The organism is Thermoplasma acidophilum DSM 1728 (assembly GCF_000195915.1).
Lineage (GTDB): Archaea > Thermoplasmatota > Thermoplasmata > Thermoplasmatales > Thermoplasmataceae > Thermoplasma > Thermoplasma acidophilum.
This window is the reverse complement of the sequence record NC_002578.1, coordinates 461,673-483,308: the sequence shown is the minus strand read 5'-3', so window position 1 is coordinate 483,308 and position 21,636 is coordinate 461,673. Positions and strand designations below refer to the sequence as shown.

The 21,636-nt window shown below is 47.5% G+C and carries 20 protein-coding genes and 1 riboswitch; of the genes, 7 read left to right on the top strand and 13 right to left on the bottom strand.

The window, feature by feature from the left end:
- Window positions 1–95: 95 nt before the first annotated feature.
- Complete coding sequence (locus tag TA_RS02370; RefSeq protein ID WP_010900881.1) at window positions 96–644, top strand: isochorismatase family cysteine hydrolase; 549 nt, start codon at window positions 96–98, stop codon at window positions 642–644.
- Here TA_RS02370 and gck read toward each other — a convergent pair.
- A complete protein-coding gene (gene gck, locus TA_RS02365) occupies window positions 629–1,888 on the bottom strand; it encodes a glycerate 2-kinase (protein WP_010900880.1) in 1,260 nt (419 codons plus the stop codon). The genes TA_RS02370 and gck overlap by 16 nt on opposite strands.
- A gap of 208 nt (window positions 1,889–2,096) precedes the next feature.
- On the opposite strand from gck, the gene TA_RS02360 reads away from it, so the two are divergent.
- Window positions 2,097–3,428: an MFS transporter gene (locus TA_RS02360; protein ID WP_052295717.1), complete on the top strand. Its 1,332-nt coding sequence runs from the start codon at window positions 2,097–2,099 to the stop codon at window positions 3,426–3,428.
- Between the two features lie 30 nt (window positions 3,429–3,458).
- Entirely contained in the window at window positions 3,459–4,559 is a 1,101-nt protein-coding gene (locus tag TA_RS02355; RefSeq protein ID WP_010900878.1) for a Cdc6/Cdc18 family protein, read from the top strand.
- On the opposite strand, the gene TA_RS02350 is transcribed toward TA_RS02355, so the two are convergent.
- The 3 genes from TA_RS02350 to TA_RS02340 are packed head-to-tail and all read right to left on the bottom strand — an operon-like array spanning window position 4,525 to window position 6,987.
- Window positions 4,525–6,378 (bottom strand): type B DNA-directed DNA polymerase, encoded by a 1,854-nt coding sequence (locus tag TA_RS02350; RefSeq protein ID WP_010900877.1) that lies wholly within the window; start codon window positions 6,376–6,378, stop codon window positions 4,525–4,527. The genes TA_RS02355 and TA_RS02350 overlap by 35 nt on opposite strands.
- Entirely contained in the window at window positions 6,375–6,614 is a 240-nt protein-coding gene (locus TA_RS02345; RefSeq protein ID WP_156778475.1) for a hypothetical protein, read from the bottom strand. Before TA_RS02345 ends, TA_RS02350 begins: the two co-directional genes overlap by 4 nt.
- Window positions 6,589–6,987, bottom strand: coding sequence for a hypothetical protein (locus tag TA_RS02340; RefSeq protein WP_048161597.1), 399 nt, complete (start codon window positions 6,985–6,987; stop codon window positions 6,589–6,591). Before TA_RS02340 ends, TA_RS02345 begins: the two co-directional genes overlap by 26 nt.
- Window positions 6,988–7,135: 148 nt before the next feature.
- Here TA_RS02340 and TA_RS02335 point away from each other — a divergent pair, with 148 nt between their 5' ends.
- Window positions 7,136–7,927: an ABC transporter substrate-binding protein gene (locus tag TA_RS02335; RefSeq protein ID WP_010900874.1), complete on the top strand. Its 792-nt coding sequence runs from the start codon at window positions 7,136–7,138 to the stop codon at window positions 7,925–7,927.
- On the opposite strand, the gene TA_RS02330 is transcribed toward TA_RS02335, so the two are convergent.
- The 3 genes from TA_RS02330 to tuf are packed head-to-tail and all read right to left on the bottom strand — an operon-like array spanning window position 7,912 to window position 11,743.
- Complete coding sequence (locus TA_RS02330; protein WP_010900873.1) at window positions 7,912–10,110, bottom strand: elongation factor EF-2; 2,199 nt, start codon at window positions 10,108–10,110, stop codon at window positions 7,912–7,914. The genes TA_RS02335 and TA_RS02330 overlap by 16 nt on opposite strands.
- Window positions 10,111–10,149: 39 nt before the next feature.
- Window positions 10,150–10,464, bottom strand: a complete 315-nt coding sequence (gene rpsJ, locus TA_RS02325; protein WP_010900872.1) for a 30S ribosomal protein S10 — start codon at window positions 10,462–10,464, stop codon at window positions 10,150–10,152.
- Between the two features lie 4 nt (window positions 10,465–10,468).
- The gene (gene tuf / locus TA_RS02320) at window positions 10,469–11,743 is read right to left on the bottom strand and encodes a translation elongation factor EF-1 subunit alpha (RefSeq protein ID WP_048161592.1); all 1,275 of its coding nucleotides are present in this window, start codon (window positions 11,741–11,743) and stop codon (window positions 10,469–10,471) included.
- Window positions 11,744–11,936: 193 nt separating this feature from the next.
- On the opposite strand from tuf, the gene moaA reads away from it, so the two are divergent.
- Together moaA and TA_RS02310 are read left to right on the top strand one after the other, a co-directional pair.
- Window positions 11,937–12,911 carry a GTP 3',8-cyclase MoaA gene (moaA, locus tag TA_RS02315; protein WP_010900870.1) on the top strand — a complete coding sequence of 325 codons (975 nt, stop codon included), beginning with the start codon at window positions 11,937–11,939 and terminating at the stop codon, window positions 12,909–12,911.
- 350 nt (window positions 12,912–13,261) lie between these two features.
- Window positions 13,262–13,368: riboswitch (TPP riboswitch) on the top strand.
- The gene (locus tag TA_RS02310; RefSeq protein WP_241761878.1) at window positions 13,355–14,581 is read left to right on the top strand and encodes an MFS transporter; all 1,227 of its coding nucleotides are present in this window, start codon (window positions 13,355–13,357) and stop codon (window positions 14,579–14,581) included. Its footprint overlaps the riboswitch before it by 14 nt.
- Before the next feature lie 512 nt (window positions 14,582–15,093).
- Here TA_RS02310 and TA_RS02305 read toward each other — a convergent pair.
- Together TA_RS02305 and TA_RS02300 are read right to left on the bottom strand one after the other, a co-directional pair.
- Window positions 15,094–15,288: a hypothetical protein gene (locus TA_RS02305; RefSeq protein WP_048161590.1), complete on the bottom strand. Its 195-nt coding sequence runs from the start codon at window positions 15,286–15,288 to the stop codon at window positions 15,094–15,096.
- Window positions 15,289–15,560: 272 nt separating this feature from the next.
- The gene (locus tag TA_RS02300) at window positions 15,561–16,313 is read right to left on the bottom strand and encodes an SDR family oxidoreductase (RefSeq protein WP_010900868.1); all 753 of its coding nucleotides are present in this window, start codon (window positions 16,311–16,313) and stop codon (window positions 15,561–15,563) included.
- Window positions 16,314–16,496: 183 nt separating this feature from the next.
- On the opposite strand from TA_RS02300, the gene TA_RS02295 reads away from it, so the two are divergent.
- A complete protein-coding gene (locus TA_RS02295; RefSeq protein ID WP_197525262.1) occupies window positions 16,497–17,267 on the top strand; it encodes an enoyl-CoA hydratase-related protein in 771 nt (256 codons plus the stop codon).
- 121 nt (window positions 17,268–17,388) lie between these two features.
- On the opposite strand, the gene amaB is transcribed toward TA_RS02295, so the two are convergent.
- From amaB to TA_RS02280, 4 genes are all read right to left on the bottom strand, one after another.
- The gene (gene amaB / locus TA_RS02290) at window positions 17,389–18,927 is read right to left on the bottom strand and encodes an L-piperidine-6-carboxylate dehydrogenase (protein ID WP_010900866.1); all 1,539 of its coding nucleotides are present in this window, start codon (window positions 18,925–18,927) and stop codon (window positions 17,389–17,391) included.
- 61 nt (window positions 18,928–18,988) lie between these two features.
- On the bottom strand, window positions 18,989–19,165 hold the full coding sequence (locus tag TA_RS08225) for a hypothetical protein (RefSeq protein WP_173338151.1): 177 nt from the start codon (window positions 19,163–19,165) through the stop codon (window positions 18,989–18,991).
- Window positions 19,166–19,169: 4 nt separating this feature from the next.
- Window positions 19,170–20,333 (bottom strand): ArsA family ATPase, encoded by a 1,164-nt coding sequence (locus tag TA_RS02285; RefSeq protein WP_010900864.1) that lies wholly within the window; start codon window positions 20,331–20,333, stop codon window positions 19,170–19,172.
- A gap of 75 nt (window positions 20,334–20,408) precedes the next feature.
- Window positions 20,409–21,389, bottom strand: coding sequence for a polyprenyl synthetase family protein (locus tag TA_RS02280; protein WP_048161586.1), 981 nt, complete (start codon window positions 21,387–21,389; stop codon window positions 20,409–20,411).
- Between the last annotated feature and the right edge of the window lie 247 nt (window positions 21,390–21,636).

Genomic DNA, 21,636 nt, shown 5'->3' with positions numbered 1-21,636 from the left:
AAGGAAAGACCGTTTGAGCTATATACCGAACATATGTTCGGTATGTTTTTCCTGTGATACGCAAAATATTTAATTCTTCATTTGATAATTAAAGCATGAAACCTGCACTTGTAGTTGTGGACATGGTCAATGAATTCATCCATGGGAGGCTGGCAACGCCGGAGGCAATGAAGACCGTTGGCCCAGCAAGAAAAGTTATAGAAACGTTCAGGCGATCCGGGCTCCCCGTCGTGTACGTTAATGACAGCCACTACCCCGATGATCCTGAAATCAGGATATGGGGCAGACACTCGATGAAGGGTGATGATGGTTCCGAAGTTATCGACGAGATAAGGCCTTCAGCGGGAGACTACGTCCTTGAGAAGCATGCATACAGCGGTTTCTACGGAACAAACCTTGATATGATACTTCGGGCGAATGGCATAGACACCGTTGTTCTGATTGGGCTTGATGCGGACATATGTGTGAGACACACGGCCGCTGACGCCCTCTACAGAAATTACAGGATAATAGTGGTAGAGGATGCCGTTGCAGCGAGGATAGATCCGAACTGGAAGGACTACTTCACGAGGGTGTATGGAGCCACGGTAAAAAGATCGGATGAGATCGAGGGCATGCTGCAGGAAGATCAGATAGAGACGTAGGCTACCACGATATCTGAGACGTTATTTCCCGTTCTCCCGGTCATTATGGCCGATCCGTATTTCGAGAGGAGGGTGTAGCTATCATTGTTTTTCAGTGCCTGATCGATCTCCTCGCTGCTTATTCTGGCCTTCGTTGAGGCGTCAACTATGCCTCCCGCAGCAGGGCTGACACCGTCTATGCCGTCTGTTCCCATGCTTATGAACAGAAAATCGCTGAAGTTGCACTTCTTCATGAAGAGAAGCGATAGTTCCAGATTCCTGCCCCCTATGCCGTTTCCCCTAACATTGACCGTGGTTTCTCCGCCCATGACGATCCAGAACGATCTTCCCTTTATTCTGGATACTGATCTGACTATGTCTATTATCCCATCGGAGACGTCTTCAACATCCCCGCTTATGCCGGAACCTATGGATACGATGGGTTCACCCACATAGGACTCTATTCTGCGCACGAAATCCCTGTTCGACAGGACTATCCTCGTCTGTACCTTTCTGAAGTATTCATCCTCTATCTGAGCGGTCTTCAGGAAGCGTTCTATATCAACGCCTATCACATTTCTGAATCTTTCATAGACTGCAACAGGATCCAGCTTGTTTTCTGAGAGCGGCCCTGACGCAATTATTGAAACGTCGTCGCCAGGCACGTCTGAGATGATATATGCGAAAACGCTGGCCGGGTAAAGCAACTTCGCAAGCTTTCCACCCTTCACAGAGGACAGGCAGGATCTTATTGTGTTGAGCTCGTATATGTCCGCAGAGGCCTGCATCATCTTCTTCGATATCTCGGATATCTGATCGATCGTTATGCCTTCTTCAGGGATCTCGAAGAGCGATGATCCGCCACCGGATATGAGCACTATGACCGCATCGTTCGGCCCTGGCTTTACCTTCGACAGCAGCGTGCGAGATGATGATACGGAGAGGCTGGATGTATAGGGATGCGTACCGCGCAGGATCTCTAGCTCAGGGAAACCGGACACATCCTGGTCCACCGGCACTATTATTCCGGCGTAGGCAAGCTTTTTCCTGACGTGATCCCTTATTCCCTCGGACATTTCGTATGACGCTTTCCCGAATCCCATGACGAAGATCCTTGAATATCTTGAAACGTCCAGATCACCGATCGCATTGCCCATGACCCTGGATGGCTCCAGATCCTCAAAGGTGCGCTTCAATATATCCAGAATGAACTGCCTCCTCTCACTGGTGTAGATATCCTTTGCATTCCTGAATGTGAAGACCATGCTTCGTCAGTGTTTAGCCGTATAATAATGGTTACGTTTCATTCAGAACGTCTCCGCTGCGGACCGTAAAACGTGTAATTTGGCATGGCCATTTATGAACCGTTTGATATGCAGGCATCGTTATTACCGCTTTCAGATACGCTGCATCTGGCATATCATATTTTGTATTTTAAAAAAGTATATTTCTTGGTCATGCATTATCGGTATTATGGTTGAATTCAAAAGCAGCCACGCCGCATTTGACCAGATGAGAATAACGCCCACGTTCATCGAGATAACCATACTCTCCTCCATGGGCGTTTTCATGGATGGTTTCAGCCTTTCCATATTCTCCGCGGCTCTCACATACCTTAAGTCCTACATACTTGTAAGGGCAATTTTCGTTTCACTAGCCGCCTCGGCCATTTACATAGGAATGTTCCTCGGAAGCTTCACGATGGGGCATCTCTCCGACAGGATAGGCAGGAAGAGGATGTACACGTACGATCTTGCGATAACAAGCGTATTCCTCGTGCTGACGGCACTTTCTACCAGTTTTTACGAGTTCTTCATATTCGAACTGCTGGCGGGCATAGGAATAGGCGCTGATTATCCTCTCAGCTCATCCATAGAAGCTGAGTTTTCCCCGAGAAGATCCAGGGGTCGTTTTCTGGTTTTCAACATCTTCATGTGGACGATCGGGTCCATCGTCTTCTACGTCATATCCATACCCCTTATCTTCAGGTTCGGATCGGAATCGTGGCGCTGGATGTACGGTGTAGGGGCCATCGTACCGGTGGTAGTTATACTGGCCAGACGCGCATTGCCGGAGAGCCCATACTGGCTGGTCAAGGCCGGAAAGGACAGCGAGGCCAAGACTGTCGCTGACAGCATGGGAAGGGAGGCCGGATATACGGACGTCGATCTCCCGAATGTGGAGAAGGGTTCAAGTTCATTCAGATCGGTCTTCTCCGGTTCGTACCTCCCGCTCATAATATTTGCGAGCCTGGCCTGGTTCTCATACGACGTTTCAAGCTATGGCGTCTGGAACTACACGCCTTCAATATTCGTATCTGTTGGCGTCTCTGCCGTCAGCAGCATACTGTCAACACTGCTGGAGGATCTGCCGGTCATAGTGGGATTCATCATATGCCTGCTGCTGATAGAGCGCGTCGGGCGCAAAATTCTGCAGTCGGTGGGCTTTGGCCTGGCAGGCGTATCGCTGCTGTCCTTTGCGCTCTACGCAGATCACAGAACGCTCCCGTTCATAATGCTGTTCACAGCATTTGCAATGATGCACCTGTTTCACAACATCGGGCCGACAAATCTCACCTATGTTTATCCTGTTGAGATCTTCCCGACCAGAATAAGGGGTACGGCCATGGGCATAGCCACTGCGGCATCCAGGATAGGCGCCATACTTGGAGTGTTCGCATTTCCTCTCATAACAGCCAGCATGGGCATGTCGGCCAGCCTCATGTTCTTCGCCATCTTCGAGTTCGTCGGCTTCATCGTTACCGTTGTACTTGCGCCGGAGACCAAGTCTAGGCCCATAACATAACCAATATATATGGTATACAGATCTTGACGCGTGGTTATACTTGTAAATCCCTCCATACTGGAATCCTCGTTCATACCGGACAGGCTGGTGGCCAGAGATGGTGAGATAGAGAGGATCATGGAAACGGTGATAAAGCCCACGAAGAACGGCATAACCACAAATCTCATACTCTACGGCGATTCCGGAACTGGAAAGACCGTCACCATGAGGTATCTGGCTAGGGAGATCAGGGATCCGCAGGTCGTTTACGTAAATGCGATCGCGTACAGATACGTAAAGAACGTGCTCATAGATTTCCTTTCCAAGTTCGGCATAATCGTGCCTGAGAGATCTTCATATGCGAGTCTCTTCACCAGGATCGAGGGCCTGCTCAGGAATCAGGGAAAAAATGTCATACTGGTGATAGACGAGGCGGCCAATATACTGAAGGGGGACTATGATGGCTTATACTATCTCTTCAGATCCAAGGATTCCTTCGATGTGAACATATCAACCATATTCGTCGTTATGGAGGATCCTGCAATACTTTTCGATGCCAAGATCAGAAAATCCTATGGGATATTCAGTGAGATAAAGTTCAGGAGGTACACGAAGGGCGAGATATACCAGATCGTGATGAACCGTGCGGTGCAGTCGCTGACAGGGGAGGGATATGATGAAGACGTGCTGGATTACATCGCCGAGGTTTCCGCTGAGTACGGCAGCGCACGCGTTGGCATCGATATCCTAGCGAAGGCCGCACACATAGCTGAATACAGGAGATCCCCGAAGATAAGCTTCGATGATGTCAGGGCCGCAAGATCGATGATAAGCCCGTTCGTGACCGAGAGCAAGCTTGCGTCCATGGACTATGAGGATCTGATGGTGCTTCTCTCCATATGCAGATGCCTTTCAGCCTCAAGGTTCACTGACGTGGATTGCATTTCCAGGAACCTCAGCGTCATATCCGAACAGTACGGGAAGAAGGACATAAATCTGTATGATAGGATAAAGCGGCTGGAAAACAACGGCATAATAAGTTCATCGATTGAGGGGCAGGGGCGCGGAGAGGGTGTGAAGAAGGTCATCAGCATATATGACATACCTGTGAGCGTTCTCACTGAAAAGATTGAAAATCTTCTAAGCGCCTGATGTTGCAGTTCTTTCCAAACAGGAAGTTTATCTCTTCCAAGGCACGCGTAAGGCATCTCCTGTAGTAACCGTAGTCTATCCCATTTTCTCCGTCTGTATCAACTATCTTCCTCTTTTCATCAACTACGTAGTAGCTTATCATCTGCCCCGGAGATAACTCCTCAGCGTCACGGCAAAGATCCAGCGCTGATCTAGTGAGGTTCTTCACATGGTATTCATCCGGCCTTCTGGTGATCTTCCTGGATACCATGAAATAGGAACGCGGGAAATGCCTGATATTTCTCAGATAGTAATTTTCCAGATCCATGATCTCCCTGCGCTTCTCCAATATGCATCTGGTATCTGTGCATGAGGACAGTACCCTTAGGGCATCCATTTGGAATGCCTTGCACAGATCGGGCACGTCTGATCTCCTGATCATGAGTCCTCGTATCTTGTATTTGCCAGAGGTGTCAAGGCCGATGTATCGCGAGGGTGATCCTGTACCGTCACGTTCCGGAAGAAAGGCTATCCAGTGGTAATGCCCGCTCACCACGATATCTATACGCGTTCGCCTGCTTATCTCCGAAACGACCCGTTCTATACTGCCAGAACCCCTTATCCAGAGCGAATCGACGATACCGTGTATCATCTCGAAACCGTTTTCATGGGCAACGGCTATGGCTTCAGCCAGGGCCTTTCTGCCCAGCTCTGTTATCCTCTCATGCACCTCTATCTTGCCGAACTTCGCATTTTTATAGCCGGTGTATCCGAAGGACGTCAGGAGCAGCCATTTCAGCGCAACGTTCCTGCTGTGGTATACCACGCTCTCTCCATCCATTTTCTTATAAATGAGCCTCCTGCTGAGCAGGCCTTCGAGTGCCTCTGGAAGAAAGCTTATGCGGCCCGGGGTAAGATCGTACCTTACTATTATGCTTGGATACATCGAGGAGAAGTCTATCTCATACACGTCCGTATACAGGCCGGGAAGTGGCTGGAATATCAACCCACCCCTATCCTTTGCCATTATCTCCCACTTGGTCTTCGGATTCTCATGGTCGTCCTTCTTGAATGGCACAAGCATGCCTTTCTTCACGGCCTCCGCCAGTTCCATTGATGACACGGCCGTTCCCGGCGTAACTATTGATACGTAAAGCGGCGGCAGATGCGATATCCTTGATACCTCGTATATGCCACTCAATCCGCTCTCTGCATAGAAGAATGACCTGGAATTTATCGCTATCCTGTCCGCTATGTCCAGATACGAATCACGGTAGGATATCTGGCCGTACGATGTGAACGATTTCCCGGGATAGTATCTGGCGCGAATGCCAAGGGCCATGAGCTTCCTGTAGAATTGTTCCGTTCCTTCGTACACGATCACATGGGAATCCATCAGCCGATCATAGATCCTTCCGTCACCCATGGCTTCTCCGTCAACGATGCACTTTCCATGGCTGCAATCTACCATGGCCACGTTCAGATCCGGATCCGGATCGTATACGCTCCGCATCTCAAAGAATGAGAGGCCGTTGGATGCCATGAAACGCAGAACCGGATCTATGTCCGCGTTGTATACCCTGTACCTTCTCCCGTATCCTATGTTGGAGAATATGATCTCCCCAACCATCCTTGCGTGCGACGGCCTGACCCAGATCTTTATACCATCCTGATAGCCGTAGATGTCCGGCATTGTACTGTATTCGTATTTCAGCCTTGTGGAATCAAGCTGATCGTATAGGGTTTCGATATCATATCTGTCGCCTGTTACGAATATCCATGATGTGTTCTGAAATACCCTTTTCCTCACATGGCTGCCGTCGTACTCGTACAGGGTCACCCTGTCCGATCCCCTGGCATTGATGTACGTTTTGCCACCTCCAGGATCATAGCCAGAAGAAAGCCAAGCTGCACATCAATACCTGCATAAGAGATCTCAGCCGCATGCTGCTTTCCAAGTCTAACAAGTTCTTCAAGGATCTCTGCATCTCCGGTACGCATCACCTTCTTCATCTCCTCCATGCCGGAGATTATCATGTCCAGGGCCTGCCTAGTACTGGGCGTACTCCTCCCCATACATCTCACCGTGCAGCATGTTCCTGAACACTATGCGGCCTCCAATGACCATCAGTATTATATCGGAACCTGAATAGAACGTTTTCATCCTCATGGTATCGTAAAGGTTGTCCAGATCCGGGTAGGGCCACGAATTGAATATGTCGGATCTTGCCATTATTATGTAGGGTAAGTTAGGGCCTTCAACTATGGATCTCATGAGCTGATAAACGGTCAGTATGCGCTGTACCCTAACCCCATCAGGCAGATCCGAGAAGTCCATCACTATGCCATCTGTTATCAGAAGGGAATATTCATCGTATGCCTTCAGGCTATCAGCTACGAAGGGATAGCCCAGATCAAGGTTGTCCACTATCATCAGATTGCCAGCCATATGTTCAAGATCCGGTGAGAGAAAAAACCATTGCTGAAAAGAACAAAAATGAAAAAATTACTGAAATATCGTACTTTCCACTAATATGAACATGTTATACGGTATATTTCATGCAAAGTAAGATTAGCCCATCAGGCATCATCCGGCCATGGGAAGGTACAGCAGAATCGTGTCCCTGAGCCCGGCGGTGACCGAGATCCTGTATATGATAGGCGAAAGCGATAACATAGCGGGAAATTCGGCGTTCTGCGTGCATCCTGAGGAAGCCAGGAAAAAGAAAAAGGTTGGAAGCTACGGCACCGTCAGCTGGGACATACTGTCAAAGATCGATCCTGATGCAGTCTTCCTGATATCAGGCTATCCGCATGCGCTCTATGAAAAGCTTTCAGAGAAATACCACGTGGTGGAATTCGAGCTTCCGTCAACGGTTGCCGGAATACTGGACCTTGTGATGAAGGTTGGTTTCGAGGTCGATTCGCTGGATGCGTCAAGGGATCTTTACCATAAACTGCTGAGATCGATACCAGAAGCCACGAACGACGTGATGACGGGCTATATTGAGCTGGATCTCGGTGGCCCGGTATCGTTCGGATCATACAGCTATATAACGGATGCGCTTTCGCTGATGCGCATACAATCCATATACCAGAGAGAACGCAGAGAGTGGTTGCAACCTGATTTTGGCTACGTGAAGTCAATGGATCCGGACATAATCATATTCGAACCCAAGATGTTCAGGAGCGTATCTCCAGACGATATCATCAGGGAAAGGGGATGGACAGATCTCAGGGCCTACAGGAACGGAAACGTCTACGTTACACCGTCAAAATACGATTTCTTTGCGCACCACGGGCCTTCGTTCATAACTGATGTTCTTCCATGGATAAATAAAATTAAGAACGATTCTTTAAAAAATAAAAAAGATCACATCGATGCGTAGTAATCCGCATCGTATGGTTCTTGCCTCAGGCCCTTTCTCTCCCTTATGGACCTGACGATCGAATCCTGCAGCTCCGGAGGCACCTTCTGGTAGCCAGCGTTCTCAAAGCTCCACAGCACCTTTCCGCCTGTGGCGCCTCTTATCGCGGACGCGAAACCGAACATACCTGCAACCGGCACCTTGGCTGTCAGCGAAATCTCATCGCCTTCCTGCTTCATGTCCTCGATTATGCCACGCCTCTGCTGTATCTCATTTATTGCCGCTCCCATTTCCTCCTGCGGTACATTTATGAATACCCTCTGAACCGGTTCAAGGAGGACACGCTTTGCTTCACACATTGCACCGTATATGGAGTTTCTTCCCGCAGGTATGACCTGGGCTGGACCGCGGTGTATGCTATCCTCGTGCAGCTTTGCGTCAACGAGCCTGGCCTTTACACCGAAGACCTTCTCGTTTGCAAGAGGACCTCTGTTCATTACTTCCACGAATGCCTCGATCAGAAGCTCCATGGTCTCGTCAAGGTACTGTATACCTCTTGTCACGTCGAACATCATGTTGGTGCCTTCGACGCATACCAGACCTTTGGCCTCATCCCTGTCTATGCCTTTGCTTACCAGCAGCTCCACGAGGGCCTTCTTATCCTTGAACTTTGAACCCTGCGGTATATCGCCGTCCTCTATGGCCTGAATGACCTCTGGCTTGAGAGGTTCAACCTCAAAATAGAAGCGGTTGTGCTTGTTTGGTGATTTTCCCTCAAATGGGCCGCCCTTCTTCTCAACCGTTTCCCTGTAAACCACGATCGGATCTGAGGTTTCAACCTCCACCTTGTAATCGTTCTTTATCCTGTAAAGCGTTACATCAAGGTGAAGTTCACCCATACCGGAGATCAGGTGTTCTCCTGTTTCCTGGTTTATATCGACCTGTATCGAGGGATCTGCCTTTGATATGTCACGAAGCACCTCTATGAGCCTCGGAAGATCTGCCGTGTGCTTTGCCTCTATTGCAAGCGTAACTACGGGCTCTGAATAATGTATCATTGGCTCAAACGGAACCATGTTTTCCAGCGACGAAACCGTGGCACCTGCTATTGCACCCTTCAGCCCGACTATGGCCGCTATGTTTCCTGCCGTTATTTCATCAACAGGTATCCTGTCAGGGCCGACCATCATGGCCAGTGTCTGCACCTTGCCCTTGCCGGCACCAGATATGTACAGATCCGTACCTTTCTTCACAGTTCCGCTGAATAGCCTTCCTATAGCTATTTCACCCGCGTGCGGGTCTATGATTATCTTTGTGACCATCATCGCCACTGGGCCCTTGTAATCGCAGTTTATCATGGCCTTTCCGATTTCTGAATCGAGATCGCCTTTCCATATCTGCTTTATCCTGTAGGACTGTGCGGTCTTTGGATCCGGCAGATGTCTTATGACCATGTTGAGTATGATCTTGTGAAGCTGGTTCTTCTGCGCAAGCTCCTTCTGCTTTCCGTTCTTGACATACTCTACGATATCCTTGAACGTGATCTTCGTTTCGGCCATGGCCGGTATTGATATTGCCCAGTTGTTGTACGCAGAACCGAAAGCTACACGACCATCCTGAACAGATACCTGCCACTCCTTGGTGAACTGCTGTGGCGCATACTTGGAGATCAGCCTGTTCACATCCGTTATTATCTTTGTGAAGCGCTTCTGCATCTCATCGCTGTTAAGCCTCAGTTCGTTGATCAGCCTGTCTATCTTGTTTATGAAGAGAACCGGCTTGACGTGCTCCCTCAGCGCCTGCCTTATCACAGTTTCCGTCTGCGGCATCACACCTTCAACGGAATCAACAACCACGATGACGCCATCGACGGCCCTCATGGCCCTTGTGACGTCGCCGCCGAAGTCCACATGACCGGGCGTATCGATGAGGTTGATCAGATATTCCTTACCCTGAAACGTGTGAACCATGGAGGCAACGGCGGCGTTTATGGTTATTCCCCTGGCCTGCTCCTGCTCATCGTAGTCAAGAACCAGCTGCTTGCCGGCCAGTTCCTCGCTCATCATACCCGCACCGGCAATAAGATTATCGCTGAGCGTTGTCTTACCGTGATCTATATGGGCAACAATACCTATATTTCGTATCAATTCAGTATGCTCTACAATTTTAAGAGCCTTCTCTATATTATCTTCCTTTCTTCCCATAAATAAACACCCGAATTTAATTTATTGAAAATAAAAAAATTAACTTTTGATCTGTATCTCAATCTGTACTCCATCAGGAATTGGGATCCTCATAAGCTGACGGAGTGTTCTCTCGTCAGCGTCTACATCTATCAGCCTCTTGTGTATTCTCATCTCCCAGTGATCCCATGTGTTGGTACCCTCACCGTCAGGACTCTTCCTGACAGGTACCACCAGCCTCTTGGTTGGCAGCGGCATAGGGCCGTGTATTTCTACGCCGGTCCTGCTGGCAATCTCCTTGATTTCATTGCAGACTCTGTCAACCACTCTGTGTTCAGTGCCACTCAGTGAGATCCTTGCCTTATAGGAGACCATAGGATTACCTCTTTTCGAGATCTATGCACTGGCCAGCCGCAACTGTTTGCCCCATGTCACGGACGGCAAACCTGCCAAGCTGGGGTATTTCTGAAACCTTTTCGATGACCAGTGGCTTGTCAGGTATGACCTTCACTATCGCAACGTCTCCGTTCTTTATGAAGTCTGGTTTCTCCTTCAGAGTTGTTCCATCCTTCGGGTTAAGGGTCTTGACTATCTCATCTATCCTGCATGCCACCTGGGCTGTGTGCACGTGGAATACCGGCTTGTATCCAGGAGCTATGACGCTCGGATGGTTGAGCACGATTATCTGAGCGGTGAACGCCTTCACAACGGTCGGGGGTGTATCGAGGTGACCGCAGACATCTCCCCTCTTGATATCGTTCTTTGCAATGCCTCTGACGTTGAAGCCTATGTTATCGCCAGGCTCTGCCTGCTGCAGTGGTTCGTGATGCATTTCGATGGATTTGACATCACCCTGCTTGTCTGCCGGGAGGAATATGACCTTGTCACCGGGCTTAAGGACACCCGTCTCTACTCTGCCGACAGGAACCGTTCCGATACCGGTTATGGAATACACATCTTCAACTGGGATCCTGAGCGGCTTGTTTATGGGCTTCTCAGGTACCTTGAAGGCATCCAGTGCCTGCAGAAGTGTTGGGCCCTTGTACCATGGCATATTCGGGCTGGGCTTTGTTACGTTGTCTCCCTTGTAGCCGCTTATGGGCACGAATGATATATCCTTGAAACCTATGGACCTGAGGAGTTTCTCAGCATCGGCCTTGACCTCGTTGTACCTCTTCTCACTGTACGGTGGGCTTGTCGCATCCATCTTGTTTATGGCCACAACCATCTGTGGTACACCAAGAGTCCTCGCAAGGAAGGCATGCTCTCTGGTCTGCTCCATCACACCTTCTCCTTCCCTTGCAGATATGACTAGGATGGCCGCATCGGCCTGACTTGTACCTGTTATCATGTTCTTGACGAAGTCTCTGTGGCCAGGCGCATCGATAAGCGTGAAGTAATACTTATCGGTCTCGAATTTCCTGTGGGCCAGATCAATGGTAACTCCTCTCTCCCTCTCTTCCTTGAACCTATCCATGACCCAGGCAAATTCGAAGGTCGCCTTACCCTTCTGCTCTGCTTCCTTTCTATACTCTTCTATAATATGTGCTGGAATCTCGCCGTGCTCGTACAGCAGCCGTCCTACCAATGTAGATTTTCCATGATCTACATGACCTATCGTTATCAGATTCAGGTGTGGTTTCTGACTTGCCATTATTTTCACCTTTTTTCTATTATTACTCGAGAATTATCGATATCTCGCAGTCTGAACCCTAATATATTGATCCTTATTTAGCTTTTTCGTGGGCTCAAAACTGTAAAGCAAAAGATGCTCCAATCGAACACTCATGTTTTGTTTATGGAACTGCAGGATAAGGTTATTAATGATAAATTACTGTATATGGTGAATGCCGATCTATGACAGATATGGAAGACCAGTGCTGAGTCTGAGGATACAGTTGAATACGACATGCAATTTCAGCTGTTTTTTCTGCCACATGGAAGGTACAGATGTGAATGGCGAGGAACTCACACCGGAAGAGATCGAAAGGGTTGTCAAGATATCGCATGAATTCGGCGTGAACAAGGTAAAGATAACTGGCGGAGAGCCCACGCTCAGAGCGGATATAATTGACATTATAGGAAGGATAAGAAAACACATAACCGGAAATATATCGATGACAACAAATGGTACGATGTTGCCAAAGATAGCAAAGGATCTTAAGAAGGCTGGCCTGGATAGAGTTAACATCTCATTACATTCACCAGATGATGAGCGTTTTCACTTCATAACAGGAACCAGAATGATCGATCGAGTATTGGAGGCTGTTCGATCGGCCAATGATGCTGGGCTAACGCCTGTAAAGATAAACTTCGTAGTCCTGAAGGATCTGAACGTGAACGATATTCCGAGGATGCTCGAAATCGCGGCCGAGAATAATGCAATTCTGCAGCTAATAGAGTATGAAACGGATCGCGAGGGTGAGAGTTCAGAGGAATACAGGAGATACCATATCAGCCTCGATCCAATCGAAGCCCAGATAAGGAAAAAAGCGATAGGCGTTGAATACAATGATCTGCATAACAGGCCTAGATACCTGATGAAAAACGATCACGGTGTGGTCAAGATTGAGTTCGTAAAACCGCAGCGCAATCCTGATTTCTGCGCGCACTGCACCAGGCTGAGAATCACGTCTCGCGGTGAATTCAAGACCTGCCTGATGAGATCGGACACCAATGTACCGTTCAAGGGTGTAACGGACGAAAATAGGCTAAGGGATCTATTCAGAATTGCGGTTTCATTGCGCGAACCTTACTGGAAACCTGGAGATGAGCAACAGACTGAAGAGACTTATGACAGCGCAATATCAGAGTCCAAGTAATGCATGAATTTTATTTTCTGAGTTTTTCAAAAATAACAGTTTTTGCCTTGTTATAGAAAAGTCATTAGTTTTGGGGATGCTATAAGAACCTCATCTTCAGATGGATGATACAAGGACTTACCCCCAACAGAAAAGCCCGGAACCCTTTGGAGGGGCCAGAAAAGTATGATAACGCGATATGCTTTTACTCTGTGGAGATGCCGGTGGCGGGATGCACGTGTCGTTGAAGCATCGCCCTCGTATTGTTGAATCGGTAAACTCCAACGCTTAAGCAGAGATGCAGATCGCTGAAGTTAATCAAGTTAGAATGAAAATATTACGGAATGTTCTAATATAGGAGGAAAATCTACCTGGTGTGGTGGGGGAGCTCCATAAGGGGCTGAGAGGATCCGGATGGATCGATCCCTGGAACCTGATCCGGGTAATACCGGCGGAGGGAAATTATGGAAAAAAATAGCATGCGGTTTTCGGACTATGATGAGGTTAGGAGTTTTCTAGACGAAGCAAGATGGAACAGAACCCATACTGTGATGGCCCTTACCATGATATCGGGTTTCTTCGTGTGGGGCCTTCTGCTTGTGACTGCTCCGCTCGTGACAGAGTGGCCATTTGTCAGCCCAGCCGAAGACATATATGTGCTTGTCTCTTCTCCTGCTGGCCTTCTTGCTGGAAACATGATCCTTGGATATCTATCTGACAGGATCGGTCGGAAGAAGTTATTCATAGCCACTATAAGTTCAGGCATCGCGGGTATAATTGGCATAATATTGTCAGGAAATTTCATAGAAATACTTCTGTCAATATTTCTGGCAGAGTTTGGATTCGGTGGAGAGGAGACCGTATCACTGGCGTTTCTTGCTGAGCAGTTCCCCATCAAATACAGGGGAAAGGTTCTGGTAATGGTTTCGAACAGCGCAAATGTGGGAGTTGCCGCAATATCAGCCGTATTTCTGGTCGCTGGTTACAGCATTTTCATAGAGAAGGTGGTTTTTCTGGCAATGAGCCTGGCCGGAGTTATAATAGCTATCGTCACCCGGCTGAAGCTGCCAGAAAGCCTGAGGTGGTCATTCGTCTCAGCACATTCCGATAAAATCCCAGTTCAAAGATTCGGGTCTCCGATACCGATGGCGGTGTTGGTACTATTCGCGATAACCATTGTGCTCACGTTCGCTCTGGTTGCTGACATACTTGGCCCGTACGAATATCCAAGATACACCTCCCTGATACCTTTTATATACGGACTTGGAGAAGCAGCATTCGGTTACCTCATCCTGGTCTTCATCGACAGGATAGGCAGAAGAATAATGTCTGTAATGGCTTATGCTGGGGGAACGGTATCCATGGCCGTCTTTCTGCTTTACATATATTTCAGGCTTCCATTCGACATCTTCGTCGTACTGCTCGTGATCAACGCATTCTTCGGGGAACTTGGATGGGCCGTCAGAGAGATCCTGCAGCCAGAACTCTTCGTTACCAGGTACCGCGGTCTCGGCATAGCAACGGTACGTGGAATAGCCTATTTACTCTATATCGTATCCATTTTTGCGCTCTCTGGCATTTCGGTGTACAACTACATGATCTTTGCAACTGCAGCGTGGGCAGTAGGATTTATCGGTTCTATCCTGTGGTACACAAAGGGGTATGAAACTCTGAACACCAGCATAACTTGAACTTTGTATTTCCAATGAAAATCTCGATAAAGACATGTCAATTTTGACAATTTTCTATCATTTACAAATATAAATGTAGGCTACAACAACTTAGCATCTTATATGAGAAAAGCTTATCCGACATCATAATAATACTTTGATTCTTAATGAGTTTTATGGTATCCATAATATCCACTGATACATTCAAATGCATGGATTTTATATGCATCAGCTAAATCTTCTCCATTGTGTTCGGAAAAATCGTAAAAAATGATATGCCCTGACAGCATTATCCCTATGGTTTCAGCTAGGATCCTCGGTATTGTCATTGTACGATAATTTCATACATGCTTACAAGTTTAATGTACTTGAACTTCATCCTTTTTGAATTCAGCGACGTGCGTGACGTTTAGAGCATTAATCTGAGCATGGAAGTGCCGCTCTTCGATATGTGACTTCCGGGATCTCTAGAACCAGACTGGCTATGCTCGTACGGTTATTGCATAGGACGCAAACTTCTCCTTATTGTCTAATCAGTGAATGTCATCAATTTCGGACATTATTGCTGCTGCGGAATAAACGTTTATCTCATGAATGTTCATGAGGATCTTCACGTTTTCGTTATCGCTTAATATCTTCGCTATTTCATCCTCTACCCTCTGCTTTCTTGTCGGGAAATAGCCTTCACTATATTCGCGAAGAGATTCGCTGAAAAAGCTTGGTTCCAACGCTGGATTTAACAGTACGTGCAGTCCCAGCTATACATCAGAGTACCACATAGGTTATAGCCTGAGGTTCGATATCCACGTTCTCTTTACTATAATCAAATATGCAGTGAGAGCATCCATATAGAAGCCAATATATCTCTCATTGGCTCATCAGACCTCAATTTTGAAAAGGCTGTTTTCCCACAATATAACAAAGAGGAGCCACGGATATTTCTCTACCTCTTAAAAGGGTTCATTTATATGATCGTATATATATAAAATGATGAATGACATCATATTGTAAGATCTCCAATTAATGACTGCCCTGAATCTATAACTATTGTCTGTCCGGTTATATTTGGCGATGATACCAGAAAATCGACCGTCTTCGCTATTTCCTCCGGATAGATGATACTGCCGGTTAGCGTGTGCTTTGACGTATACTCATCCTCCGTCATATGCATATAGTCGATGAGGCTTTCGCCCATCTTCGTCTTGACGATGGAGGGTGCAATGGAGTTCACCCTTATTTTTTTCTGCTTGAACTCAAGGGCAAGGTATTCCGTCAGCTTTATTATCGCGGCTTTAAGGCTGCCATAGAGCGAAAGCGACACCATTGGCCTTATGCCAGCAAGGGAAGCCATCATTATGATGGAACCTCCTTCAGGCATTATTTTCGTCAACTCCTGAGTGCAGTATATAGCTGAAAGGTAGTTCGTTGACACCATCTTTTCAATTAACCTGTCATCGCTGTCCAGAAATGGCATGCCTATGCCCAGACCGGCATTGTTAACCAGTATATCGCATTGCCCATATTCCTTCTGTGTTTCTTCCGCTATATGCCTTGCACCGGCACGGGTGGATACATCAGCTTGGACCATGATGCCATTGCTGTATTTCCGCACCTCCGCCAGGGTCTCGTTCCCATCCTCAACCCTCTTTTTTACGTTAACTACCACGTTCGCACCCTGCTTTGCAAGATATACAGCTATTTCCCTACCTATGCCGCGACCGGATCCTGTCACCACGGCCACCTTGCCTTTCATATCCATATATATTCGATCATGTAAAGAATAGTTAAACTTTATCTTTGCTTAGATAAGATACGACTTTTTGAGGTGTGACGGTGGGATCTGACCCCAAAGCCCGACAACTTGGAATAAAAATCCCGCAAATGAACGGACCATATGAAAGATAAAATAAATCAATTAGATCATATCGTAATTGTGTTGTATAGGAATATAAAGATCGAATATGATGGTATGGTTGCAACGATCACAATAGATAGGCCTAACAGGATGAACGCTCTCGATTCCGAGACCAGACGCGTGATTATTTCGGCGCTTGATGAAATAGAGAACAATGCGGATATAAGAGTTGTGATAATAACAGGATCCGGCAAGGTCTTTTCTGCAGGAGCGGATCTCTCCGACACCAGGGGAGAAATCTCTGAAGATCTACTCAGGTCAGATCTCGAGGATTCCTTTCACATCATCGCTAAAAAGATAAGGAACAGCAGGAAGATCTTCATCAGCGCCGTGGACGGCATCGCAGCTGGGGCTGGAATAAGCATTGCCTTCCTATGCGATCTTGTGTTCGCTTCACCGAGAACAAGATTTGTACTGGCCTTTCAGGGCGTAGGCCTGGCACCAGACACAGGGCTGAGCTATATTCTGACGAAACTGGCCGGTGCGCGGTTTTCAAGGCATCTCATCGTAGGGGGAGAATTCTCAGCTGAATATGCCCATGAAGCTGGCATTCTTGAGCTGGCTTCCGATCCCCTGTCACAGGCAAGGGATATGGCCAGATCAATAGCCAGCGGCCCTTTCAAGGCGTATTCAACCGCCAAGGCGTTCATAACGTACTCATTGTTTGGAGATTTCGAAGAGTTCCTCAGGCTGGAGTCCAGAGACCAGTCAAAGCTTGCGCTGAGCCATGACTTCGTTGAAGGCGTAGCCGCATTCAGAGAGAAGAGAAAACCGAGATTCACAGGAAATTGAAACTCAGTATCACCAGGCAAGGTATGCAGCCTTCGCTGCTATTCAGAATATAAAGCAATAGCGCAATATTGCTCAAAATCTAAAAATTAAAAATATGAATAGAAGGAGTCTCTCTGTTTTTTCAGAACTCGAATACCACGTCCTGTGCCAGCGGCAGTGTCTGGCCCCAGTTCTTCGTGACGGTCTGCCTTCTCATATAGTATTTCCAGGCGTCGCTTCCGCTCTCCCTTCCGCCACCTGTGTCCTTCTCGCCGCCGAAGGCGCCGCCAATCTCCGCACCGGCCGTACTGGTATTCACGTTCGCAAGACCGCAGTCTGAACCATATGGAGACAGGAAGGCCTCCTCCTCACGCAGGTCTGTGGTGAATATGGATGAGGACAGACCCTGTGGAACTGAGTTGTGTATCTCTATCGCTTCCTCGATGGTCCTGTATTTCATCACGTACAGTATAGAGGCGAATGTCTCCTCCTTCACTATCGGCATGTCCGGTTTTGCCTCAATTATGGTGGGCATTACGTAATGCCCTCCCTCCAGGCCCTTTATTGTAATTCTCTTTCCTCCGAATATCAATTTGCCGCCCTGTTTTATGGCCAGGTCTATGGCATGCTCATAGTCCTTAACCGCATCCTCGTCTATCAGCGGACCAACGAGAACCCCCTTCTCCCTTGGATCGCCGACTTTTATCGTGGAATACGCATTCTTTAGTTTTTCGAGGAACTGGTCATATATCTTCTCCTGTACGATCACGCGCCTCGTGGTTGTGCAGCGCTGGCCCGCGGTCGCAAGGGCTCCAAAGACAACGCCCCTCAGTGCGAGGTCTATATCTGCCTTGTCTGAAACGATCGCGCCGTTGTTGCCGCCAAGTTCGAGTATGCTCTTTCCCAGGCGCTTTGCAACGTTTTCAGATATTTTCTTGCCCACAGGTACGGATCCGGTGAACGATACGAGCGGTATTCTCGGATCGTTCGTTATCCAGTCTCCGCCCTCTGAACCGGAGCTGACCATGAGGAAGAAAATGTTTGGAGCATTGTTTCTCTTCAGGACGCGCTCTATAACCTTCATGACAGCCACTGCTGTGAGCGCAGCCTTGGACGATGGCTTCCATATTACAACGTCACCGTCAACGGCAGCTATGAAGGCGTTCCATGACCAGACAGATGCCGGAAAATTGAATGATGTTATGACCGCAACTGGCCCGAGGGGAACCCACTGCTCATACATGCGGTGATACGGGCGTTCGCTGGCTATAGTAAGACCGTAAAGCTGCCTTGAAAGCCCGAGGGCCAGATCCGATATGTCTATCATCTCCTGTATCTCGCCCTCACCCTCCGATGGAGTTTTGCCAGCCTCTATGGTCACGATCTTTCCTAGGTTCTTCTTCTCCTTCCTGAGCTCGTCCCCTATTTCCCTTATGATAAGGCCCCTCTTCGGTGCCGGTATCATCCTCCACTTCTTGAATTCCTCAATCGCCCTGGATACAAGCCTGTCGTAATCAGCCCTCGTTGCGAGGGAGATCTTGGCAACCTCACTGCCATCTATCGGGCTCTTCACTGTTAGCATCTTTCCCGATGGTTTGACCCATTCACCATCATAAACACCGGAGTTCACGTCATCGAGACCTATCTTTGAAAAAAGATCATCTTCTACAAGTGCCTTCATATCAATAGGAGTGAAAAAATGTATATTAATTTTCAGCGATCTTCATTTATGAATACGCATTTCATTTTATCTCTATCTTTCTGAACTTGTCCTTTTCGCTCTCCTTCTTCGGTGCCGTCTCCTTCCTTATTTCTTTCTGGAACTCCTCGAAGTTTCTCGGCAGTGTTATCAGGTAAAATAGGCGTTCAAGTTTCTCGTATGTTTTCTTGGAAACCTTGATTGTGATCTCTATATCCATGCGATCACTCAAGTATTACATTCAAATATCCATTTGAATATTCCGCCGATACCGGCCTCTTATCCGATATTGATTCTGGTAAGTAGAAGACGCGCTTCCAGTTTGCTATCTCAATGGTCAGTTCCCCGCCATGGTTGAACAGGTTGAGTTTTTCCTTCTCTGCGAACGGCATCTTTATCTTCAGTATGTACCTGTCTCCGTTCTTGGTGTACTTTATCGGCGTACCTTTGTAAAATACCTTGTATGGATCCTCGTCCCCGTAGATCAGCTTGCCAAGTTCGATCAGTTTTTTTATACCTATAGGCTCCTCCTGCAGCAGTCTTGCCTTGAAGATTTTGATGTCGACAAAGGAATTTTCCATCTCCGTTATTATATCCTTCTGGCTGCCACGCATCTTCTCGAAGAAATCGCCTGTTTCATCGCTCAGGATCTTGTTGATTATAACCGCGTCAACCGGATATCCATACAGCAGGAGATAGGTGTAAGCACGCTTTGTCTCACTGTACGACATATTGTCCGGGTTCGTTACAAGCCGGATCGATGTCACATCATTATTCGTGAGTATCTTCCTTATATCCGTCAGCTGGCGATACAGCAGATCTATGTTTTCAAAAACGGCGTCTTCCGGCAGCGGTATATCCACGAACGGTTTCAACAATGGACGTGCGACCCTTGCAGTTTTCCTGCTTATTGGAAAAAGCTTGTCCATATACCATGTCATGACTTCAGGGAACGAAAGGAGCTGCAATGCTGCCCCAGTAGGCGCGCTGTCCATTATTATGGTGTCGTATTCCTCATCGTAATAGTAGTTTCTCAGGTAAAGAAGCTCAGATGCCTCTTCGAAACCTGGAAGCGTCGCTATTTCATCCGCGGAAACCGGATCAAGGCCCTGGGATAAGAATAGGGATCTAAGGTAATCCTTCAGTTCACCCCAGTGCTCGTTTATGGACTGCACAACGCTGACCTCCTGCCCGTAGAGGTTATCGGCAAGCTGCTTTATGCTGTGACCTATTTCCATGCCAAAGGCATCCCCGAGGCTATGAGCAGGATCGGTTGATATGATCAGCGTTTTGTGCCCCTTTGATGAGAGCAGGGCTCCAGTTGCTGCGGCAATAGACGTTTTTCCTACGCCACCTTTTCCAGTGTAAAGCAGTATTCTTGGTCTCATTTCAATACCTCATTCTTTATCAATAGCAGTATTCGATACATCATCATTTCACCATCTAACAGAATTTCTAAATATTCATCCATAAATTTCAATACGGTCGATGACCATCAGCGCAAGTTCCATCAGCAGATCGATGTCTGGAGATCTTGTGACATTCTTCAGATAGTCCATGGCCGAGGTTATGAATCTCTTTGCTATACCGAAGGAGTAGTCTATCGCTCCGCTTCTTAGGAATATCCTCTTTAACAGATCCTTATCGATCTCAATGCTTCCATTGATCATGCCGACGATCTTATCCCTGTCATTCTCATCGGAATTATGAAGTGCGTATATTATGGGCAATGTCAGTGCGTCGTGTTTTATGTCTACAAAGGTTGGCTTTCCTGTGTACTTGTCATCGCCTGTTATGTCAAGTATGTCATCGGTCACCTGAAAAGCCATCCCAAGATTGAATGCAAATCCAGATAGCATATTTCTGGTGTTAAGATCAGCATTCGCCGCAATCGTGGCTCCTCTGGCACATGCTTCAAAGAAATGCGCGGTTTTGTTTTCTATTATTCTGTAGTAAGTATCCTCACTTATGTTGAGATTGCCCAGATTCACAGCTTCTAGGATCTGTCCTTCCGCAAGCCTGCTGGATGCATCGGCCATGACCTTCGAGACGATCGGACCATACCTTGAGCCGAGTTCATAGGCCTTTGCGAAAAGATAATCTGCAACAACTATTGCGTTGTTCACACCTTCCTTGTAGCTGAGCGTTGGACGCCCCCGGCGCATGGGGGAGTTATCGATTATATCGTCATGTATGAGGCTGGCAGTGTGTATGAGTTCGTATCCCGTTGCAAGATCCAGTATTTTGAAGTAGGGTTCATCGGTGCTCGATTCATACGCTAGTATAGTTAGAAGGGGCCTGAACCTCTTCCCACCTGCTTCTATGGTGTATCTTGCCATCCGGTCTAGATCAGGCTCTTCGCTCTTTACCGTTTCGAGGAGCCTGGCATTCACCTCCTCAACCTTGCTGTGAAGCTCCAATTCCCAATCCAAGAAGCTCTTCATGAACTCAGTTCTATCCCTTTATTATATTAAAAGGTATAACCGTTTCTGAACTGCGCAGGAACCCGTCATATGAATATCTTTCTCCGAACGCATAGATTAACTGATGATATAGGTTATAAATTCTTAATGTAGAATTAGAAAAACTCTGAGTGACACATATATGGAATTATAAATTGCATTCATATTTCTATACCGGCTGAGTCCAATTATCCAGTGATACCACATATTTCGTCGTCAGGACATAAAC